This is a genomic window from Shewanella baltica (assembly GCF_900456975.1).
Classification (GTDB): Bacteria; Pseudomonadota; Gammaproteobacteria; order Enterobacterales; family Shewanellaceae; genus Shewanella; species Shewanella baltica.
This window is the reverse complement of record NZ_UGYM01000002.1, coordinates 623,108-643,744: the sequence shown is the minus strand read 5'-3', so window position 1 is coordinate 643,744 and position 20,637 is coordinate 623,108. Positions and strand designations below refer to the sequence as shown.

Genomic DNA, 20,637 nt, shown 5'->3' with positions numbered 1-20,637 from the left:
AATATTGGCCCTAATGAATACGCGCCAAGAGAAGCGAAAACACATTATCGTTTTATTGTTATTATTCAATGCCTTATATATGTTAATGTTTGTGGTGGAATCTTTTTTGAGGTATGCTTCGAAAATAGAAACTTAAATATTTAGGATGGCATTTGATGATGGTTACTATAATTCATAAAGCACCAGCGGACACTGAAGTAGAAACGTCAGAGGGAAAAATCACCATTAATGATGGTGAAAATCCGCTAGATATTCGTCAGTGGATGGCTTTAAAGATACAGCCTGGAATCCTAAGAAGAATTAAAAATGGATATATTTCCATAAAAGATACAAGTGTAGAAGAGGAAGCTATTAAGGAATTTAAACGTTCTTTTTTTGAGCAGTTAAAGGCTGAAGGGTATTCTTTAGTAAAAAAAAAGTTGGAATGTAGTAGTTATAAAGACTATGAAAAACTATTTGTTGAACAATGGCTTTCAAGTATGGAGGATGCTGCTATAGGAAGAAAAGAACAACGTGAAATAGATAATTTTCGTATAAATAATAGTTCAAAAAAAATTACATTATTTATTGCTGTAATAACATTTATAGGGGTCATTATAAGTGCCATTACCATGAGGAGCTAAAATATATTGTACGATGTAAAATCTGATTTCGGCGTTAAAGGGCATGAGAAATCATCTTGTATTATATTGGTCAAAAATCATTGTTTTCGTAACTAAATTTTCCAAAAATCAGCTGGCAAATCACCCAATATTAAAGTGAGTGTTTATGAGTTCTGCATTTAGCTTAGAAGAAAATAAAGAAATGTTAGAACCATGGTTGTGTGTTATTGGTTTAATTACAGTTATGTGGTCAAGTGTGGAGAGAAAAATTGATGAGTGCGTAGTTATTATCAAGTCAACCAAAAGTAATGGCAAAAAGCTAATGAAGTTGGCTGACAAATTAAACTATATAAAAGAAAATTTACCAAAGGATATATCTTGTATATCAGACCTCGATGAGATAATTCGACTGACAAAAGGTACATCACAAGTTAGAGATATATGTGCCCATGGTGTGATTGAAAATTATGATGCCGATAAAATGAGCATAGGCAAAGTTCAAGGCCGATCTGAAGACTATCATGTGGAAATGTATACATTTGACAAAAATCAGTTGTCTTTGGCTGGTAATAACTTGAACTATGTATTTGAAACTTGGGAGCTCATTGCTTCTGACTTACATAAATTGTGTTGAAAAAAGCTAACTAATTCACGACTTAGTCCAGTGTTATAATGGTCAATTTGCCTATAAATCGTGCCCGTGAATCACTCTACACCAGACTGATTCACGCCAACCGCTAAAACCCGCTCTAGCGCCCCATTTACGGCTATTCTGGGGCGGTTTTTTCCCTTAAGATGAATCAAATCTCTAGAGAACTGATTCATGTCCCTGTTATGCCTATTCCGACTGGTTATATCGAGCATTGATTAGTTTGCAGCCAAACGAAGCATTACTAATAGAATAGCTAATCCGAATCTGGCTCATAAGGGTGAATTATCTAACAAGGTTTTGTCCCAAAGCTTGCTAGGTATCTCCTTCATACAGACTGGTTACACTAGTGCCCAAAAGGTGAGCAATGGTGATTGGCGAGACGACCGTCCGCCCCATGGACGGGGCGGTCGAGCATCCAAGGATGGACTTGCTGCGTGTCGACGAGTCAATGCCATGGCAAGCCTATATACGTGGATACCAACCAATGCTAGCCCACTAAAAACTAAAGATGCAGGTCCTCCGGCACTACTTTCCAACACATTTCAGCCCCCAAAATATGTTGCGTATATTTTTCAATCCACAAGTTACGCTAATGCTAAAAAGTTGAGCTAATGCCATGGCGCACCTATCAAAGCTGCAATCTCAATAGCTATCAGCAAGGCCTTGCATCAAAAAATAGCGATAAACCCAGTGAGTTTATCGCTATTTTATTGTCTTGTTATCGCTGCATTCAAAGAGCGCTAAATTGCGCTTGAATGCCAGTAATCCTAATAACGCTAGGCTGCATCATTGCTGATGCGGCAATGGCTTACTTAACGATTTCCATCTCGGCTAATAAATTGTCGGCATGGTCTAAATATTTCATTACCCACAACATATAGCGGCTATCTACTTGGATAGAACGGTTGATGTTATCGTCATACGCCCAGTCACCGATAATGCTTTCATACACACCATCGAACAGCAGACCGACTAATTCAGCGCGGCCGTTTAGGGTCGGTGAACCTGAGTTACCGCCCGTGGTGTCCAACGTCGACAGGAAGTTAACCGGTACAGAATCGATGGCTTTCACATAGAAATCACCGTATTGCTTCTGCTTAATCAGCTCTAACTCTTTTTTCGGCGCATCGAAAGGATCAACACCTGTGTCCTTTTGCACTATGCCTTCAAGGCGAGTGAATGGCACAGCCACTAAACCGTCTTTTGGCGAGTAGCCTTTCACATGACCCACAGTGACACGCAGGCTTGAGTTCGCATCGGCATACACTGGCTTACCTTGCTCAAGATTGTAAGCAATGATGGCATCCATGTACTGAGGACGCACTTTCATCAGCTCGCCATCCAGCTCTTTTTCTTTCTTTTCTTCAGCCATATCTGTGTCATACATAGCCACGGCGAATTGAATGAACGGATCTTTAGAGGCTTTAAAATCGGCAACGGATTTATCCATCCACGCCAGACGCACGTCTTTTTTGCCTAACTCAGTTTTGGCGTACATTTTGTCTAAGGTTTTCGAAAGCTTAGCTTCGTTGAACTTTTTATCGATACCAAAGGCTTTATCCAATGCGGGTAAACGTTTGTCTTCTGGCAGTGCGGCGTAGCGTTTCAGCATATCGAACAACACGGCTTTATCTACGCTTAGGGCATAACGACGGTCGATACGCTCCATGCTCGCTTTAAGACGAGTCATATCACGCTCTTGGAAGCCCGGTTCACGCTGCATATCCGGCAGTTGTTTCTCGTTCGCTAAGCGATACAAGCTGCGCGCCGTTGGCAACATAGTCGTGCTACCTATGTAGCTTAAGATCATGTCACGCTCTTGATGCGCTTTACTCTTGGCAATTAACGCGTCTAATTCTGCTAGGGTTTTGCCGTATTTCGCTTCACGGCTGCTGTCTTTAGCGATCCACGCTGCAAGCTCAGCTTCGCGGGCTTTACGGTCCGCCAGCATGGTGGATTTGCCATAAAACTCGATCATTGAGGTGAAGTTTTTCGCGTAGTTTGCAAGGCCAGCAATTTGACTCTCGTACTTAATACGTTCGTCACTGCCCTCTGGCGCGGTATCTTTAATGATCTCAATAAAGCGCTCGCGCAATAACTTACCTTCTGGATAAGCCCACTCGAACTGATTTTGTACTTCATTGGCGGTGCGATATCGGTTGGTGCGACCTGGGTAGCCAGCCACCATGACAAAATCGCCATCGCTCACGCCTTTAGCCGATACTTTTAAGAAGCTTTTTGGTTCGTATGGTACGTTATCGCTACTAAAATCGGCAGGTTTGCCCGCTTTAGATACATAAGCGCGATAGAAAGAAAAATCGCCGGTGTGACGTGGCCACATCCAGTTATCGACGTCGCCGCCGTATTTACCCACGCTAGCGGCTGGGTTATAGACTAAGCGTACGTCGCGGATTTCCAGTTGTTTAACCAGATAATATTCAAGACCGCCGTGGAAGCTATACACTTGGCAACGGTAGCCGTCTTCTTTTTCACATTCAGCCACTAAGGCTTTTTCTTGGCTTTCAACGCCTTGATAGAAGTCACTGCCCATTTTGCCTTCAAGCCCGCCTTTAACGCGCTCGGTCACATTGGTCACATCTTCGGTCACATACACACGTGAACCCGGTGTGGCAGGTAATTCATCGGCGAAGGCCTTAGCTAAAAAACCATCTTGCAGCAGGTTTTTTTCTGGGGTGGAGTTGTATTGAATCGCACCATAGGCACAGTGATGGTTAGTGACCACCAAGCCTTTTGGCGATACGAATGACGCGGTACAGCCACCAAGGCTGATCACTGCGTTCATTGGGAATTCAGTGAGTTTTGAAATCGATTTGGCATCAATTTCTAGCCCTTTTGCTTTAAGCTCATCGGCCATAGCGGGCAGCTGATGGGGCTGCCACATACCTTCGTCAGCCTGAGCGCCAAAACTGGCGGCCACGGCAACTGTGAGTAACCATTTTTTCATTGTGTTAAGTCCGTTTTATGTGAATGAAGCCACGCGCAAGCTGGGCCATGTTCTCGTTTTAATCGTGTTGTTTTTATCTTAAGTCACTGTATTAAAACCCAGCATCACTCGCTTTAAAACCTAAAAAGCAAAAAGTCAGGCCGGGGCCTGACTTTATCACATCGGATACACTTTATAACAGACTCAGAAAAATTCGCTTACAAAGCAAATACATTCCATCAGCTACATTCCATCAAAGTTACCCCGCGGCGTTCGCTACAATGCTGACGCTAGCCGCGAGCTAAATACCAAGCCGTTAGATTGCAACAAATAGCTGCGCGCCCACAATCACAGCGCCTAACAAACCTGCCATCACTAAGCCCGCAGAACCACCCGACACTTGATAACCGCCCGGTTGTGTTTGGCGTTGACGCAATGCCATCACAATTGGCAAGAAGATGATCATCACCACCAATGGCACGGCTGCGAATCCCAGTACCGCCACAAAGCCTTCTGGCAGATAGAGCGCACATAACACTGGCGGAATGAAGGTTAACAGCCAGGTCTGCATACGGCCAGCAAACGTCTCTTTGGCGCGGGTTAATTCGGCGACAAAGTCATACAGGCTTAAGGTCACCCCTAGGAATGAGGTCACTAGGGCTAAATCGGCGAATAACGAAATACATTTGCTGATCCAAGGCGTATGGGCAATATCCTGCAATGCCGTCACCAGTGACGGTAATGAACCTTCAAAACCACTGACTTCATAGCCGCCTACTGTGCCTAAGGTCACCAACAACCAAAGCACATAACAAGCCAGTGGAATCGTCGAACCGATTAACAATACCTTGCGCAGTGAAACTGCATCACCATCCAGATAACGCACTAAAGTGGCGATACAAACGTGGAAACCAAAAGAAGTAAACACTACTGGAATCGCCGCCATCCAACTGCTGGTCATCGACTCGGCAATCGCGCCCGTTGCCATGCTGGCAATACTGACTTCAGGCAGGAGAAATAACACCACAACCACCAGCAGTAAAATCATTAACGAAAACAGGAAGCGGGACACTTTATCGACCCAAGCCACTCCGAGCGCCGCAAATCCGCCGAGCACTAGGGTAAACAACAATACGGCGACTTGATTATCGAGCACAATATCAAACATGTTCTTCGCTTTAAGCACTAATAGCGATGACCCACCGGTGAGATAAGCCGCAGTCAAAGCAAATAATAAACTTAAGAAAGAAGCTCCTTGAATTATTTGACCTTTTTTACCCAGTAATTTACCCGTAATAGCATGCACGTTATCGCCCACACCAGTGCGTAAGTTAATTTCGAGCATCAGTAATGAGGTATAGGCAGAAACGCCCCAAATAACGACGAGTAACACTAACGCTGGAATAATACCTAAAGCCGCGGTGGCTAAAGGTAAGGCTAACATACCTGCGCCAATGGCCGTCCCGGCAACGATGGCGATCGAGCCTAACATTTTTGAATTCACACAATAGTCCTGTTCAATGATTAATTATTATTTTATTTGAGTAAGATTTGAACCGATAAAGCCTTGCGTCTTAAATCGAAATAAGCAACACATCACTTAAAGCAGCTTCAAAAAGCATCCAATCGGATCTCATTCCTGCAGATCAATTGGCCCCAATAGCTTTTGAATATTTCAACCCAGTAGCCATTGAGGCTAACTAAATCGGTTGCATAAAAGTGGCATGACTTTCAATTGTGATAATCCTAATAACAACATAGGTAAAATAGATAGTTTGGGACATTAACAGAGCCAAACCCAGTGGGCAAGCCAGTTGTGAACAAAGATAAGTCGCGCACTGTACGGTAACAACTTAATAGCGCTGTGGTAAACGAAAACATACAAGCCAACAAAATCGCTACCTTTGTTGGAAATACGTGGGATGCCGCATTGTGGGTGAATCGAGGTAAAACGTATATTTTGACTGTCGCGAACGCGCTGAATATGGGCTTAAACATATTCGCTGTGTTTAAGCCCAATCACATCATGTTGAGAATCGATTAACTCAACATGTTAATTTACAGCTCAGTCCACGCCATAGCCCAAGAAGCGCCAACACCTGGCTCAAATCCTGTGGCAGAAGCCGACCACTGCATGCAATAGCCGCTATAGGGGAATGGCTTACATTGATACACTTTGCCATTTTTAGGCTGTAACACTGTGGTGCCTGCAACGTAACCTTTCACCCCTTCAGGGAAAACAAAATCCGCTTCCGGCGTTGGTGCTTGATCCTTTAAGAAGAGATCAAAGTTCTGCTGAATAACATCACCTTGTTTAGGCTCAGCTTTAACCTGCAAGTGATAATGCCCTGCTTTAGGCGCAACCACGTCTAACACTAAGCTCGCGCTGGTATTGTTAACGGTTTGGCTGACAAAACCGGCAGCTGTGCCATCGTGGTTAAACAAATACGCTGACACTAACATTTCAGCATTGCTAGTGACGTCAAAACGAACCTGCGCTGCGCCGTCGATAATTTGATAATCGTCGGCAAGTGAAGTGACTTCTAAGCTGTTGCCCGGTGCGGGCGCCAGATCAAATCCCACTTCGACACGCTCAATACCTGAAGTCGTCGCAGTAAAAATGTCGTTTTTGCCATACACAGGCTCAATAACACCTGATGCATTTTTTTGTCCCGCTTTTAACTGAGACTGCTGGGCATTAATCGCGCTCGCTAATAGGAAAGGCCAATTTTGTTTATCACCTTGAGTCGCATCGCTAATGGTAATCACTGTTTGCTTAGCCGGTTGCTCACCATTGGCATCGAACACTCGGGTCATCACTTTATCGCCCGCCTTGAGATCGAGTGACGGATTGATGTCGCCCACATCGAGCCATTCACCCGGTATAACGGGACCTGAATCTAAGTTCACATCGATAGCATTGTAGAAACTGTTGGTGGTATCGCCCACTTCCCACACGGCTAGAATCACTTGATAACCGCTGCGACCTTCTGGCACATAGCAGTCATGGGTCACTAACTTAGGCGGCTGCACCATGCCACCATCGACTACGCAGAATGGCGCTAAGTCAAAGCTCGCACGGCTTAAAGCTTGGTTTTGATTCCAATCTTGGCGAGTTAAATAATAACGCCAATTGCGGGTGACATGATTGGCAGTGAACTGCCAACTGAACTTATTCCAGCCCGCTTTAATATCTGTCTTTGACCAACGGCTGGGACTCTGTTCATCTAAAGGCGAGAAAGCACCATTACCCGCACTCGCCAGTTTGCCATCCGCAGGACCTGACTCAGGAAAACCCGATGGTCCTTCAACGCTTTGCGGTTCCCATTGCACCGCGCCACAGTTGGCATTGTTGCCGGTTTTGCAGGCATAGGAACGTGACTCTGGCGCCACAACATAACCGTGTGCCTGTGCAGAAATACTCACAAATGTATTTGCCGCCATCACTGCGGCGGCCAATAAACTCAATTTAGAAACAGGGGAAAAAACAGTAGGATTTGCCACTTTAATGCACTCCATTTGCACCCATCTTCGCCATTATTGGCTTGGGCTTAGGTATAAAAGTGGTATTTGGGCAAACAACAGCATTAAACAGCAGTCGTTTATCTTTCACAGAAATCGAATTCTGCGGCAACTCCGCTATCTTAGTTCACTAAAAAATCCATTTACAACCTTAGACCGGAAGCTTTGCGTCCTAACTTTTCAATTAGTTTGCCAAATACGGTAGGTGTCATCGAATCACTACGAGTTAACAATATGTAATCAAGTAGAAATGACCTGGCTAAATTAGCAACAAAAGACAACGCTGTCAAAAAATTAACCCATTTACATTCAGATAATTACAGAATGTTGCGCGGTATTTTTCTGACACCTGTCAAACATCCATTCGTGCCTACTGCGATAAACTCGTGCTTGAAACCGAAGTTCACTTAGGTATAATGCCCACCTCGCTTCGGGGGAGTAGCTAACTGGATTTCGAGCCATCGTCATCTAGGGTGAACATCAACATACTTGGCCACACGCCATGGTGTTCACAGCAAATCATCGATTTGCCCAGCAAGACCTGAGCACAATGACTGCACCTAGGGGTGGACGGTTTATTGTGCTTATGTCTTAACCACCCCTAAAGGATCACACTTGGAAGCCCTACTTGCATCAACCTTTACGGTTGCTATTGCCGAAATTGGCGATAAAACTCAATTACTTGCACTTATTCTCGCCGCAAGATTTAAAAATAAAACCGCCATTATTTTAGGCATTTTTCTGTCAACGTTATTCAACCATTTTGCCGCCGCGTGGATTGGCCAATGGGCGATTAACTGGGTCAGCCCAGATCTTGCCCGCTATTTAGTTGCCGCGTCATTCTTCGCGATAGCCCTTTGGGTGTTAATCCCAGATAAAGTCGATGCCGAAGAGAGCCGTTTCTATAAAATGGGCCCCTTCCTCGCCACCTTCATCCTGTTTTTCATCGCCGAGATGGGGGATAAAACGCAAATCGCAACGGTAGTGTTAGCTGCAAAATACGATTCATTAACTATGGTGGTTGCAGGTACAACCTTAGGCATGCTGCTTGCCAACGTACCTGTGGTGATCGCAGGCCATTTCAGCGCCGAAAAATTACCTATGTTGTGGATACACCGCGGCTGCGCCGTATTGTTCGCACTCTTAGGCGTTGTCACTCTGTTGTTCTAATACCAATCGTAATAAATATCTGTTCATTCAGCGGGAGTTCAACGCGCTTTGGACAAGGCGAAGGCTTGAAGGCATAGTGGTGCTCTGTCTAAAGCCTTAAACGCAGTATAAAGCGCGTTGCCATGCCGTTAACATCAGCCGCCCTTCGGGAGCAACACAGGCATCCCACTCCTGTGTTGCATTGACTTAAAAGGGAATAACCATTTCTGCGTCAATGCGCCTTGGATTGAAATGCCTGTGAGGCTCTGAACTGATTAGATATTTAATGTGATTGGTATAAATGCTTTAAAGCTTGAATTGCCGCAACAAAAAGGCCAGTGATAAACATCACTGGCCTTTCTACTTACGACGGTTTTATTGAGATAAACAGTGTCGACTTAGAAGCTTAACTTCTTAGAAACGCAGTTTATAATCCTAATGCCGTTCTAATACGTTGACCGTAATCCGCATCGGCTTGTTCGAAATGTGCCAGCATACGTTGCTGCACATCTAAGCTTGTTTGACTTAGTGAGCCTGAAATCGTTGCCACTAAGCGTGCTTTCTCCGCTTCTGAGAAAATACGATACAGATTACCCGCTTGGGTGTAGTCGTCTTGGTTATAACGGCTATAACGCGCCGCCTCGCCTTCTAAACGCAGTGGTGGCTCGGTAAAGTTTACCGGTTCAACCAGAGCATCCGCAGTGCTGTTCGGGCCATAGTTTGCCGTGGCATCGGCACCCGTTTGGCTGCCATGGTAAGGACATTGTGTGCCCGCCATAGCGCCCGCACGTTGATGGTGATTTGCCTTAGCGGCATGTGGGCAGTTCACCGGTAACTGGTTGTAGTTGGCACCAATGCGGTAACGCTGGGCATCAGCATAGGCAAATAAACGCGCTTGCAACATCTTGTCGGGTGAAGCTCCAACACCGGGAACCAAATTGCTGGGCGCCAATGCCACTTGCTCAACTTCGGCAAAGTAGTTTTGTGGCAGACGATTCAGCTCTAACACCCCAATCTCAAGCAATGGATAGTCGCTATGTGGCCAAACCTTAGTTAAATCAAATGGATTGATATGGTAAATATTGGCATCCGCCTCAGGCATGATCTGCACGTTAACAGTCCAACGCGGGAAATTGCCATCGGTAATCGCCACCACCATATCGCGCTGTGATGAATCGGGATCTATCCCCTTTAATTTATCAGCCTGTTCGTTGGTTAAGTTGACCACGCCTTGCTGGGACTTAAAGTGGAACTTCACCCAGAAACGCTCGCCCTTAGCATTCCACAACGAGAAAGTGTGTGAACCATAACCGTGCATTTGACGGTAGTTGGCCGGAATACCGCGATCCGACATCAAAATGGTCACTTGATGCATGGCTTCAGGGTTCAATGACCAAAAGTCCCACATGGCCTGCGGATCTTTTAAGTTTGTCTGGGGATTACGCTTTTGCGTATGGATAAAGTCTGGGAACTTAATCCCGTCACGCAAAAAGAAAGTCGGCGTATTATTACCCACAATATCGTGATTACCGCGAGCCGTATAGAAACGTAAACCAAAACCGCGTGGATCGCGCTCAGCATCGGCTGAACCCATTTCGCCACCTACGGTCGAGAAACGAATAAAGGTTTGAGTTTGCTTACCAACGCCATTGAAATGGTCGGCAATGGTGTAATCGCTTAAATCTTTGGTCAGAGTAAATGTGCCGTAAACACCGGTACCTTTGGCATGCACGATACGTTCAGGGATACGCTCACGGTTGAAATGGGCTAACTTTTCAATTAAATGCCAATCCTGTAATAGCAAAGGACCACGTTCACCCGCCGACAGTGAGTTTTGATCGTCGGCCACTGGGGCACCACTTTGGCTCGTTAAGTACTGACTTGTTTGATGTTGTTGACTCATGCCCTGCTCCTTAGTCTTGATTGCTGGTTAACCAGGTTTCAATTAAATCGTAAATGGTGGCCATGGTTTATCTCCTTGGCTGCGACGTGTTGTCGATGGAGCAAGAATAGATAATTACCAACAAAGAATAAAACGATTAAACTAGATTCATGCAATCTACAAAAAAGATTAGAAGCGAGATAGCAAAGTAGATAAACGATTGCGCGGACTCACAGCCAATGATTCGCTCACATCATTTAAGATGTGGTTGAAAACCAACATGGCTGCTCGCTGCGATGAAGCGGAGTGCTGTAAAGCAAAGTGCGGTACAAGCAAGCGGAGAAAGATGATGCGTTGCCATTAACTGGCGGGAGAGTCGGCTTCGCGGTAAAGCTTAACCAGATAATAAGTGTCAATCAGCACGATAAAAAAGTTCACTAAGGCAACAGGATAAGCCCCAATTGCCACGCCGTAGGCCACAAATAAAGCCGCGCCGATGAGATTCCACCAGCGCAGTTTTTTGATGTTCGACATCATCAGTGATATTGCGACGACCACAGACGCTAAATAACCAACCCATTCCCAAATTGTCGCGTTATCCATATCCAATCCTTATTTATATATTATTTAAATCAAACGATTGATACGCCATTCACCACAAGAAATAGGCCGGGCTATTGCACTTAGCATTTAGCATTTAGCATTTAGCGTTTAACGACAGCCGCCGTCATCCGTGAAATACAGGTCAGTTCACCGGCGCTGTTATGGATTAACACTTCCCATACAGAGCTGCGTTTTCCTAAATGAATAGGCTTAGCCGTGGCAGTTAATAGCCCATTACGGGAAGCCCGTAAGTGGTTAGCGTTAATTTCTTGACCGACACAATAGTACTGCTCAAAATCCACCGCGAAATTTGCCGCATAGCTAGCAACGGTTTCAGCAAGCGCGACATTCGCGCCGCCATGGACTATCCCCAAAGGGTTATGTACTGCTGGACTGGCTGGCATAGTTGCCTTCATGTAATCGTCGCCAATCTCACTGATCTCAATCCCTAAGGTCTGCATCAAGGTGCCTTTGCCGCCCATACCGGCATCTAAACGCGCGCAATCCTCTAACGTGACAGCTCTAAACCAAATACTCATTGCAACTTCCTAGTCAATAAAACCAATCAGCAGTTTACTGCGAAGTGGATGAAGTTCAACTAGTTTGCGCTAAGCCAGTCCCGTCAATCTCGGCAAAAATAAGACTCAAACTAACCATTGTTTAGTAACACTCAGCCGACTAAACCAGACGAGAAACAATCCCCAAATCACCACCACACTCGGCATGATTAACGCGTCAGCCCCCAGCACCACAGCCGCTTGTTGAATGCAAAACACATAGCTCATTTGCAACAAAACCGCGATAAGCGAGGCAACCAGCACTTTATAGGCAAGGGATTTTCGTAAAAACAACAATAGGCAGCCTAGAACGCCCGACACCACAGCAAAGCCAAATATCGCATCAACGAAAGCCGGCGTGGTTTCATAGAGTTTGATTTGATCTGGGCTCATTTGCGCCAAGGCATCCGGCGTCATGGTCATTTGGATCACAAAGGCCATCAGCCCCATGATATTCCACAATAAACTGAGCGTTGCGACAAAGTAAAACCACAGTGGCGCTTTCGCTTTAATGGTTTTCAGCGGATTTGAGACTGTATCCATACTCACTCCTAATAAAAACTGAAAAAAACAACTAAAAAAGGGATGGCGAACCATCCCTTCGTTTCAGTCTAGCTCACAAATAACACTTGTGAGTTCACCCGTTACACAGGTTAACGGCGACGACGTTGTAAACCAAACAAGGACATCAGTGCTAAACCTAAATAACCCAAAGCACCGCCATCATCTTTAGGCGTTGGCTCAGGTTTTGGTGGCACTACTGGCGCTGGGTAGCTTAAGGCAACGATCACAGGATCGTGGTCCGATGCAGAGAACGCATTTTCAGATTTAGCCAGATCACCAGAGAACTTCTTACCGTATTCAAACAGGTTAGATTCCACTGAGTTGATGTGCCAATCTTCAATATCCACTAAACGTTTGGCTAAGCTAGCATTGGCTAAAGCGTGATCTAAGTTGCCTAGCTCGCCGTTATAGCTGTAAGAGTAAGTGCCTGCACCGTGGGCTTTCGTGTTCAAGTTGATCAGGCCATAACCTTTTTCAATCTTGCTACCTTGGCGTTCAAATACTTTGCCATCGAGCGTCGTCCACGAAGCGGTCATGATGTCACGATCTGACTTGCTCGCATCAAAGTCGGTCAGCACACGGATAGGATCTTCCATGCCGTAGGCATTCATATCACCGATGATCAGTAAGTCGCCCTTCACGTCTTTTAGCGTTTCACCCAAGACTTTGGCAGCAGATACGCGGAAAGCATTACACTTGCCCTGTTGATCGGCAGGATCGACTGACTCTTCAAAGTTAGCCCAATCTTCTAAACAGCCTGAGCCTTTAGATTTCAAATGGTTAACGACTACGGTCAGCGACTCATCATGGATTTTAAAGGTTTGCGCTAAGCTGTGACGTTGGTAAGCATCGTTACCTGGATTTGTCTCAGTTTTGCCATCTTTAGTACGAGTCACGCTGCCAGCACTGGCATGTTGCTCAGGAGTATCGATAGCTTGAGCAGCACCAGCTAAGGTCACTTTGCCGCCACGGTATAACATGCCCACAGTGATAGCATCAGTGCCAAAGTACTTGCCGTCATACTTGTCAGCGTCGGTGATTTCAACAAAGCTATAAGCGTTTTCAGGCGTTTGCTTATCGTTCAGTGCATCGACTAAGTTTTTAATCGCACTCTTCTCACCAAAACCGTTGTTGGCAATTTCCATCAGACCGACGATATCGGCGTTCATGGCAGTAATAGCGCTAACGATTTTAGTGCGTTGTAGCACCATTTCTTCCAGCGTTAGCGCGCCACGGTTACTACCTGATGGATTGGTATCACCACCATCAACATCGTTAAAGAAGTTCAACACGTTAAAGCTAGCCACGCGCAGATCGCCCTTAGTGGCGACGCTTGGGGCATCAGTTCTATCATCACCACGGATAAAATCACCCGCTGTAATAGTGTTCGTTGCCACTAAACGATAAGCACCGTAGCTGTAACCAATCACGCCTTGCAGGTTAGTCAGTTGGTCGCCCACACGGATATAGCCCGTTTCCACATTGAAATCAGGGAAGTATGGAATTACACCGTCGGCAGGTTTGTAATCAGATTCGATAAAGAGTTGGTTTTCGAGGTTAGATTTAACTAACGCAGTCGCTTCTGCAGAAAGCGCAGGATAAAGCTGTGTCGACTTCATTAGCGGTTCTTTATAAGACACTAGCATGTTATTACGACGGCCTGCGTAGTCATAGCTGAAGGTACGGCTGATCTTAAGATCGCTGCCCGCATCTAAAGCCACATTCATGCCTTCATAACGCTCTAATGCTTGCGCTAAGGTTTCGCCATCGGCGACATAGAAAGGCGCGGCAACTGGAACTTCACCCTTAGCGCCGACTTCAAATTTCTTATCGGCTTTAATATCAATTTGAGTTAAGCCAAAGTATTCTTTCACTTTACCTTGTACACAAACTTCAACCCCAGGTTGAATCGCTTCAGGTACCGCTTCACCTAAGAATACAAACACACCATCAGAGGTATACGGTGAGTTATCACCTTTCACTTCTTGTAGATAAAAACCTTTAAACAAGCTTTCACCACGGGCAGTCACGACACCGCGCACTGTAACTTCAGCTTCAGACTCAAATGCACCTTCTGGAACGTAAGGGCTAGATTCACCCGCACCTTGTACTTGATAAATCGGCACTATTTTAGCGCCGCTGCAGCTAAAGAGCGGCACTTCTGGCTCTGCTGGGGCTTCTAGATAACCTAATCCTGAGAAGGTATCTTTAGGTAATTGTTCCCACTGGGCGGCATTAAATACCGTATTCGCCACTAACGCATCTAATTTACGTTTTAGGGTAACGTCTAATCCCCAACCCGTTGGTGTTGGTACATCGCCAATAATATCGACAACCGCATCATCTTTAACGAGTGCGACCGCATCACCACCATTAAAACTTAAACTGCCAGAGTAACTGTCAACACCTTGGTCAAGCGTGATCACAGCGCTAGAATTTAAAATGACTTTAGTCGTTTTAGGCGCAATGGATTGGCCATCTAATGCCACCATATCTGATGCAACAGTTGCCCCATCTTTATAACGAACCAGTTTATAACCCGTGAGATCAATTGCCGTATCGCCGCTGTTATACAGTTCAATTGCTTTATTGTTTGCGCTACCTTCAACATATTCGGTAATCATCACATCTGCGCTTGCCATCATAGGCAAAGCTGCTGCGACAGCTAAAGAAATCGCCGTTAACTTATTAACATTATCCATATCATCAACCCCATTATTATAATATTGCCGCTAACTTCTATTAACGTGCGGGCGGATTATTTCAGAGTTGAATGCTTAAAAAAAGAGGGCAAGATCGCACATTGCCAATGTAACACATTGATGAGTAAATGATTATGGACATGACACTGTTCACCTAGCAGAACAAGGTGATAATTCGAAAGTATTAGCCAAATAAAAACAAACAGTAAGAGTAATACACATATGCTCAGCCAAAGCACTAGCGCGAACAAATAATAACCAATATTTTAATGTGATATTTTGATGATATTTTTCAGTATGGGATACCCAATAAAATATAAAGAACGCGGCGCTTTAACAGATGACCGATATCATTAAAACGTAATTTAGTCTTCATCATTTTGAAATAAATCCAACGCTAAAACGGACTGGATTTAATGATTAATCTCATCCATTGGCATATCCGATAGATATTGATGGTTGCTATACAAAACTAAACATGACTAAAGACTGCAAACCTTGTATAGCATGGCAATAAATTAAGCATTAAAACAATAATGTGATTTTTACAGACAAAAAAATACCGCCCATTTAGGAGCGGTATTCCACTTACTGAGTATTAAACGCGGCAGTTAATTCATTACTTTTTAGCTGCTGGTTCAGCGGCTGGCGTTGCAGACGCTTTCTCAACTGATTTCAATTCAACTTCAAAAACCAGTGTGGAATTTGGTGGAATAGTACCAGTGTCACGCTCGCCGTAGGCTAAGTTTGCAGGAATAACAAACTTGTACTTAGCGCCAACAGGCATTAATTGAACGCCTTCGGTCCAACCTGGGATCACGCGGTTCAGTGGGAACTTAGCCGTTTGACCACGTTTGTATGAACTGTCGAACTCAGTACCGTCGATTAAAGTACCAACATAATCCACTTCTACAGTGTCTTCTGCGGCAGGTTTTTCGCCAGTACCTGGTGTTAATACTTCGTATTGTAAGCCAGACTCAGTTGTCACTACGCCAGACTTAGCCTTATTTTCTTCAAGGAATTTTTTACCGTCTTCGATGTTCTTAGCAGAAATCGCAGTAGCTTGTTCCTGACGTTTATCGTTTAACTTTTTATCTAGACCTTGAAGAATGGTTTGCATTTCTTCTTCGGTTAATTTTAATTGGTCATTCAGACCATTAGTGAAACCAGTGACGATCAGAGTGCGATCAACTGGTAGGCCTAATTCTTCTTGCTCTTTGATATGGCCAGACATGTAACGACCGATTGAAGCGCCTACACTATAAGCTTCTTTTTGAGCTTCTGTCGTTAATTCAACACTTGTACTCGCAGCAGCTGCTTTTTCTTCTTGATTACAAGCAGATAGGCCAATAACAGCCAATGCAACTAACGATAATTTATAAATCGATTTCATTAAAGCTTCCTCAGCATCCTCAAGCGGTTACAATAACCTAAGCGAGACAACTTTATACTAGTTATCTCGGTTATACCAACTAGATTCTTTATGGGTTAACAGTGATTAATGTCACTTGATCAAGTCTAAAGACAGCAACTTAGGGAGCAAGTTCATGAAGAAAAATCTACTGCTGGTAATTTGCACAATTTTTCTGACAGCTTGCCATCCTAAAGCGGAAGACATTAGCGTTCTCACCACGGAACCTAGCTATAGCGCGAGTCTATCGAGCAATGGACAATTCGCCTTAGTCGCCACCCAAAGTAGTGGAGTCCAATGCTGGGATCTCAGCACCCATACACTTAAATACCAATGGATACATGGCGATATCAATACTGGCGTCACAGGTACGGCAATTTCGCCCAACGGACTATTTGCAGCGTCGTTAAGCCGAGATTCAGTTGCCATGTGGAGAATAGCCGACGGTAAATCCCTAGGATGGTGGTCTTTGCCTTCATCCGGTGAAAGCGTGGCGGTAGCTGATAATGGCGCGCTACTCATTGGTTTAAATGATGGTTCCGTTATGTCGCTCAATGCCGCCCAAAGTGCCTTAATCAAATTTCTGGGACATAAAGATCGCGTCAATAGCGTGGCCCTCTCCGCGGATGGCCGTTTAGCATTGACGGGGTCGAATGATATGCAGGCGATTCTTTGGCAGGCGCAAACGGGTCAACCGCTTCATAGCTGGACCTTAAGCAGCCGTATCACTAAAGTGGCGCTTAACGACAGTGGCACACTAAGTTTTACCAATGGCAGCACAAATGAAGCCAAAATCTGGGATAACACTAGCGGTAAACTGTTAAATCAGTTAGATATTACCCGTCGTCAGATGAACTTTTCTGCGGTGAGGTTTATCAAACAAGACAGCCAGATATTAACGGGAACGCCGGCGCGGGAAGTCATATTGTGGCAACGCGACTCGGGTAAAGAAATCGAAAAATGGCAGGTTGCACTCACTAAAAACAGCCAAAATCGAGGAGCCGTTGTATACTCTGTGGCAATTCGAGATACCAATAAAGTCGTTAGTATCAGTAGCCAAGGCTTAGTTGAGACTTGGCAGCAATAGAGGTTAGTCATGCAAGGCGTACAAGCACAAATTGAAGATCTAGAAACCAAATTGGCTTTTCAAGAGCTCACAGTCGAAGAGTTAAACCAAGAAGTGATCAAATTGAATCGACTGGTGGCTCACCAGCAACACCAAATTCACATGTTAATTGGTAAGTTACAAGACATGGAACCGAGTAATATGGCGACTCAGGCTGAAGAAACGCCGCCGCCACATTACTAATACTGACGCTTTAAAATAAGACTTTGATTCAAAGACGGTTACCGCAAAATATCCAGGGAATGCGATGTTTAAACATTTGATGCCAAAACAAACCCCGCCTTTATTACCCATAGCGTTAGTGGGTGAAGCTATCCTAGGGCAGACTGCAATTGCAGTGCATCATTTCGATGCCGAGCTCGCGCACCTTGCAGAGCAAATGTCTGCCAGCATGGAAGCCGCCAAAGGCGTTGGCATCGCGGCGCCACAGGTTCACAGTCCCTTAGCTTTATTTATTATGGCTTCTCGACCTAATGAACGTTATCCCGACGCACCCAATATGGCGCCTGTAGTCGTGGTTAATCCACAAATCATTCATGCATCGAGTGAATTAGTCGGCGGCGAAGAAGGTTGCCTGTCCGTTCCCGGCCAAAGATTTAACATACTAAGACATCAAGCCATTGAAGTGCGCTACCAGAATTTACAAGGCGAGTGGCAACAGGCCGAATTAACAGGCTTTATTGCGCGGATTTTTCAACACGAATTTGATCACCTGCAAGGGATCACCTTACTCGAGCGTTCACGTATGCCTGAACAGGCTCAGTCGATTTCAGCCCAGTCCATCGAACAAGGTGAAGCGCAATAATGAAACTGTCTTTGGTTACACCTTTATCTCGCGCGTTTATCGCCCCCGCTTTGGCAATAGGATTGGCGCTAGGTTTATCGGGCTGCGCCTACAACAGTATTTTTATTAATTACCCTTCACAGATTGAACCGCTTAAACAAGAGTTGAATAGTGCAACGCCCTTGGCCGATATCGACAAACTTGCCAGCAATATCAATGGCAACGATGGCCTGCTCTATGCTCAAGAAGCGGGCCGTATTGCTCAAGTCGCCGGCGATTTTGCGGCCAGTAAAAAGTACTACCAACAAGCGGTCGATGCTTACACCGCCTTTGATGATAAGGCCAAAGTCAGCGTCAGTGATATTAGTGCCACAGCCAGCAGCTTAGTGTTAAACGACAATGCGATTCCGTACCGTGGTCCTGGGTATGAACGCATCATGCTGCACCAATACCAAGCGCTGAATTATTTGTTTAGTGGCGATTACCAAGGTGCTTTAGTCGAAGTTCGTCGCAGTAACGAGTTACAAAGCAGTGAGCAAGAGCGCTATCAAAAATCGCAAAAGTCGGTACAAGCCATGGCGAACGGGACTATCGATGCCGAGGTCAACAAACTAGGCCAAGCCGCAGGCACTGTGACGAGTTCGTTCTTAAACGCTTACAGCTATTACACCACTGGCGTATTACATGAAGTACTGGGTGAGCCGAACGATGCCTATATCGATTATCGTAAAGCGGCACAAATCACCCCAGACAACACCTATTTACAGCAAGATCTGGTGCGTCTCGCCAAGCAACTCGGCATGCCGCAATATGATGAGTTCAAACGTCGTTGGGGCGATGCTAAATTGCCTAATCCCAAAGATGGCCAAGTGATTTTAATGGTTGAACGCGGCTTTGTGCCCGCCAAGCAAGCCCTCACAGTGCCTTTTACTATCCATGGCAATTGGCAAACTGTATCGCTAGCCACTTACATGCCAAACAATACTTTTGTGCCAGAGACGCAAGTGCAAGGTTTAGGTACAGTGCTGAAAACTGAACCTATTGCCAATATCGATGCCTTAGCCATCACAGCACTCAAAGAAGATCTGCCCGCAACCTTGGTTCGACAAGTCGCACGTGTCTATGCCAAATCTGAGATGGCCTATCAGGTTGGAAAGAGTGGCAGCCCCGGAAACAATGCCGCCGATATTGGCAGCATAGCGATGCAGATTTTTAACGTAGTAACAGAGCAAGCGGATCGCCGTAGTTGGCTGACGCTGCCTAAACAAGCACAGATCGGGCGGCGTTATTTGAGTGCAGGTGAATACACTTTGCAGTTAGATAAAGCGCCACCGGCAAAAATTGACGTTGCAGCAGGCAAAACCACCTTAGTCTGGGCAATTGATACTGGTAATTACACCCGAATTTATTCAATAATCATTTAGCCTAGCGGTTGTGGTATTTGAATAAGACGTGTGTCATTAAGTTTATACAATCACAAAATGGAACTGACTATGAAACAATTTAAACTGATTTTTGTGCTGGCTGCCGTTATGGGTCTGGCTGCATGTCAATCTAAAGTCGAATATGGCGATGCCACCGAAGTTGAAACCGTCAATGAGAATTTTGGCTCAACGGATCTACAAGCTATTGCAGCCAAGATGGTGGATAGCATGATGACTTTCCCTCCTATCGTGGCCATGACAGCCAATAGCCGTCCGATTTTATTTGTCGACAGCATCAAGAACAAAACCTCAGAGCACATTGATACTGAGTCTGTTACTGACTCTATCAGCAACAAACTATTGCGCTCAGGCAAGTTCCGTTTTATCGACATGACTAAAGTAGATTCAGTCCGTAAGCAATTGGATTACCAAAACAACACTGGCATGGTTGATCCATCAACCGCCATCAAATTTGGTCGTCAAATCGGCGCGCAATACATGTTATACGGCAATTTATCTAGCATAGTTAAGCAAGACGGTAGCACTAAAGATGTGTACTACAAGATGACAATGCGTTTAATGGATTTAGAAACAGGCCTGATCGAATGGTCTGATGAAAAAGAAATCCGTAAGATGAAGTCTAAGTCTTTCTTAGGCATGTAATTGTCTATTGGCGCTTACTACCGCCAAACAGAGATCCCAAGAAGCCAGCTTA

At 45.0% G+C, this 20,637-nt stretch carries 17 protein-coding genes and 1 riboswitch; of the genes, 8 read left to right on the top strand and 9 right to left on the bottom strand.

The features are described 5' to 3' along the window. Window positions 1-155 precede the first annotated feature (155 nt). Window positions 156-623, top strand: coding sequence for a hypothetical protein (locus tag DYH48_RS02830; RefSeq protein ID WP_107948877.1), 468 nt, complete (start codon window positions 156-158; stop codon window positions 621-623). Between the two features lie 145 nt (window positions 624-768). Further along, a complete protein-coding gene (locus DYH48_RS02825; protein ID WP_107948879.1) occupies window positions 769-1,236 on the top strand; it encodes a hypothetical protein in 468 nt (155 codons plus the stop codon). Between the two features lie 826 nt (window positions 1,237-2,062). Here the strand turns inward: DYH48_RS02825 and DYH48_RS02820 are convergent. From DYH48_RS02820 to gbpA, 3 genes are all read right to left on the bottom strand, one after another. Continuing rightward, the gene (locus DYH48_RS02820; protein WP_115333995.1) at window positions 2,063-4,219 is read right to left on the bottom strand and encodes a S46 family peptidase; all 2,157 of its coding nucleotides are present in this window, start codon (window positions 4,217-4,219) and stop codon (window positions 2,063-2,065) included. Between the two features lie 295 nt (window positions 4,220-4,514). Then, a complete protein-coding gene (locus DYH48_RS02815; protein WP_172481235.1) occupies window positions 4,515-5,690 on the bottom strand; it encodes an aromatic amino acid transport family protein in 1,176 nt (391 codons plus the stop codon). 566 nt (window positions 5,691-6,256) lie between these two features. After that, complete coding sequence (gene gbpA / locus DYH48_RS02805) at window positions 6,257-7,702, bottom strand: N-acetylglucosamine-binding protein GbpA (RefSeq protein ID WP_172481141.1); 1,446 nt, start codon at window positions 7,700-7,702, stop codon at window positions 6,257-6,259. Window positions 7,703-7,824: 122 nt separating this feature from the next. Continuing rightward, window positions 7,825-7,924, bottom strand: a riboswitch (cyclic di-GMP riboswitch). 411 nt (window positions 7,925-8,335) lie between these two features. Here gbpA and DYH48_RS02800 point away from each other — a divergent pair. Next, window positions 8,336-8,890, top strand: coding sequence for a TMEM165/GDT1 family protein (locus DYH48_RS02800; RefSeq protein ID WP_006080423.1), 555 nt, complete (start codon window positions 8,336-8,338; stop codon window positions 8,888-8,890). Window positions 8,891-9,296: 406 nt separating this feature from the next. On the opposite strand, the gene katB is transcribed toward DYH48_RS02800, so the two are convergent. From katB to fkpA, 6 genes are all read right to left on the bottom strand, one after another. After that, window positions 9,297-10,772 (bottom strand): catalase KatB, encoded by a 1,476-nt coding sequence (gene katB, locus DYH48_RS02795; protein ID WP_115333992.1) that lies wholly within the window; start codon window positions 10,770-10,772, stop codon window positions 9,297-9,299. A 339-nt stretch (window positions 10,773-11,111) separates the two neighbouring features. Further along, window positions 11,112-11,354, bottom strand: a complete 243-nt coding sequence (locus DYH48_RS02790; RefSeq protein ID WP_006080419.1) for a YgjV family protein — start codon at window positions 11,352-11,354, stop codon at window positions 11,112-11,114. 101 nt (window positions 11,355-11,455) lie between these two features. Next, complete coding sequence (locus DYH48_RS02785; protein ID WP_006080418.1) at window positions 11,456-11,893, bottom strand: PaaI family thioesterase; 438 nt, start codon at window positions 11,891-11,893, stop codon at window positions 11,456-11,458. A 105-nt stretch (window positions 11,894-11,998) separates the two neighbouring features. Further along, window positions 11,999-12,454 carry a hypothetical protein gene (locus DYH48_RS23640; RefSeq protein ID WP_172481140.1) on the bottom strand — a complete coding sequence of 152 codons (456 nt, stop codon included), beginning with the start codon at window positions 12,452-12,454 and terminating at the stop codon, window positions 11,999-12,001. A 110-nt stretch (window positions 12,455-12,564) separates the two neighbouring features. After that, complete coding sequence (exeM, locus tag DYH48_RS02775; protein ID WP_115333991.1) at window positions 12,565-15,177, bottom strand: extracellular exonuclease ExeM; 2,613 nt, start codon at window positions 15,175-15,177, stop codon at window positions 12,565-12,567. Window positions 15,178-15,796: 619 nt separating this feature from the next. Then, window positions 15,797-16,570, bottom strand: coding sequence for an FKBP-type peptidyl-prolyl cis-trans isomerase (gene fkpA / locus DYH48_RS02770; RefSeq protein ID WP_006080412.1), 774 nt, complete (start codon window positions 16,568-16,570; stop codon window positions 15,797-15,799). A 154-nt stretch (window positions 16,571-16,724) separates the two neighbouring features. On the opposite strand from fkpA, the gene DYH48_RS02765 reads away from it, so the two are divergent. The 5 genes from DYH48_RS02765 (at window position 16,725) to lpoB (ending at window position 20,585) form a co-directional block, all read left to right on the top strand. Next, the gene (locus DYH48_RS02765) at window positions 16,725-17,675 is read left to right on the top strand and encodes a WD40 repeat domain-containing protein (protein WP_012197598.1); all 951 of its coding nucleotides are present in this window, start codon (window positions 16,725-16,727) and stop codon (window positions 17,673-17,675) included. A gap of 9 nt (window positions 17,676-17,684) precedes the next feature. Continuing rightward, window positions 17,685-17,897, top strand: a complete 213-nt coding sequence (locus tag DYH48_RS02760; RefSeq protein WP_006080410.1) for a SlyX family protein — start codon at window positions 17,685-17,687, stop codon at window positions 17,895-17,897. A gap of 64 nt (window positions 17,898-17,961) precedes the next feature. Further along, window positions 17,962-18,519, top strand: coding sequence for a peptide deformylase (gene def, locus DYH48_RS02755; RefSeq protein WP_012197599.1), 558 nt, complete (start codon window positions 17,962-17,964; stop codon window positions 18,517-18,519). Continuing rightward, window positions 18,519-19,922: a COG3014 family protein gene (locus DYH48_RS02750; RefSeq protein WP_012197600.1), complete on the top strand. Its 1,404-nt coding sequence runs from the start codon at window positions 18,519-18,521 to the stop codon at window positions 19,920-19,922. Before def ends, DYH48_RS02750 begins: the two co-directional genes overlap by 1 nt. Window positions 19,923-19,991: 69 nt before the next feature. Then, a complete protein-coding gene (lpoB, locus tag DYH48_RS02745; protein ID WP_006080406.1) occupies window positions 19,992-20,585 on the top strand; it encodes a penicillin-binding protein activator LpoB in 594 nt (197 codons plus the stop codon). Window positions 20,586-20,637: the final 52 nt, after the last annotated feature.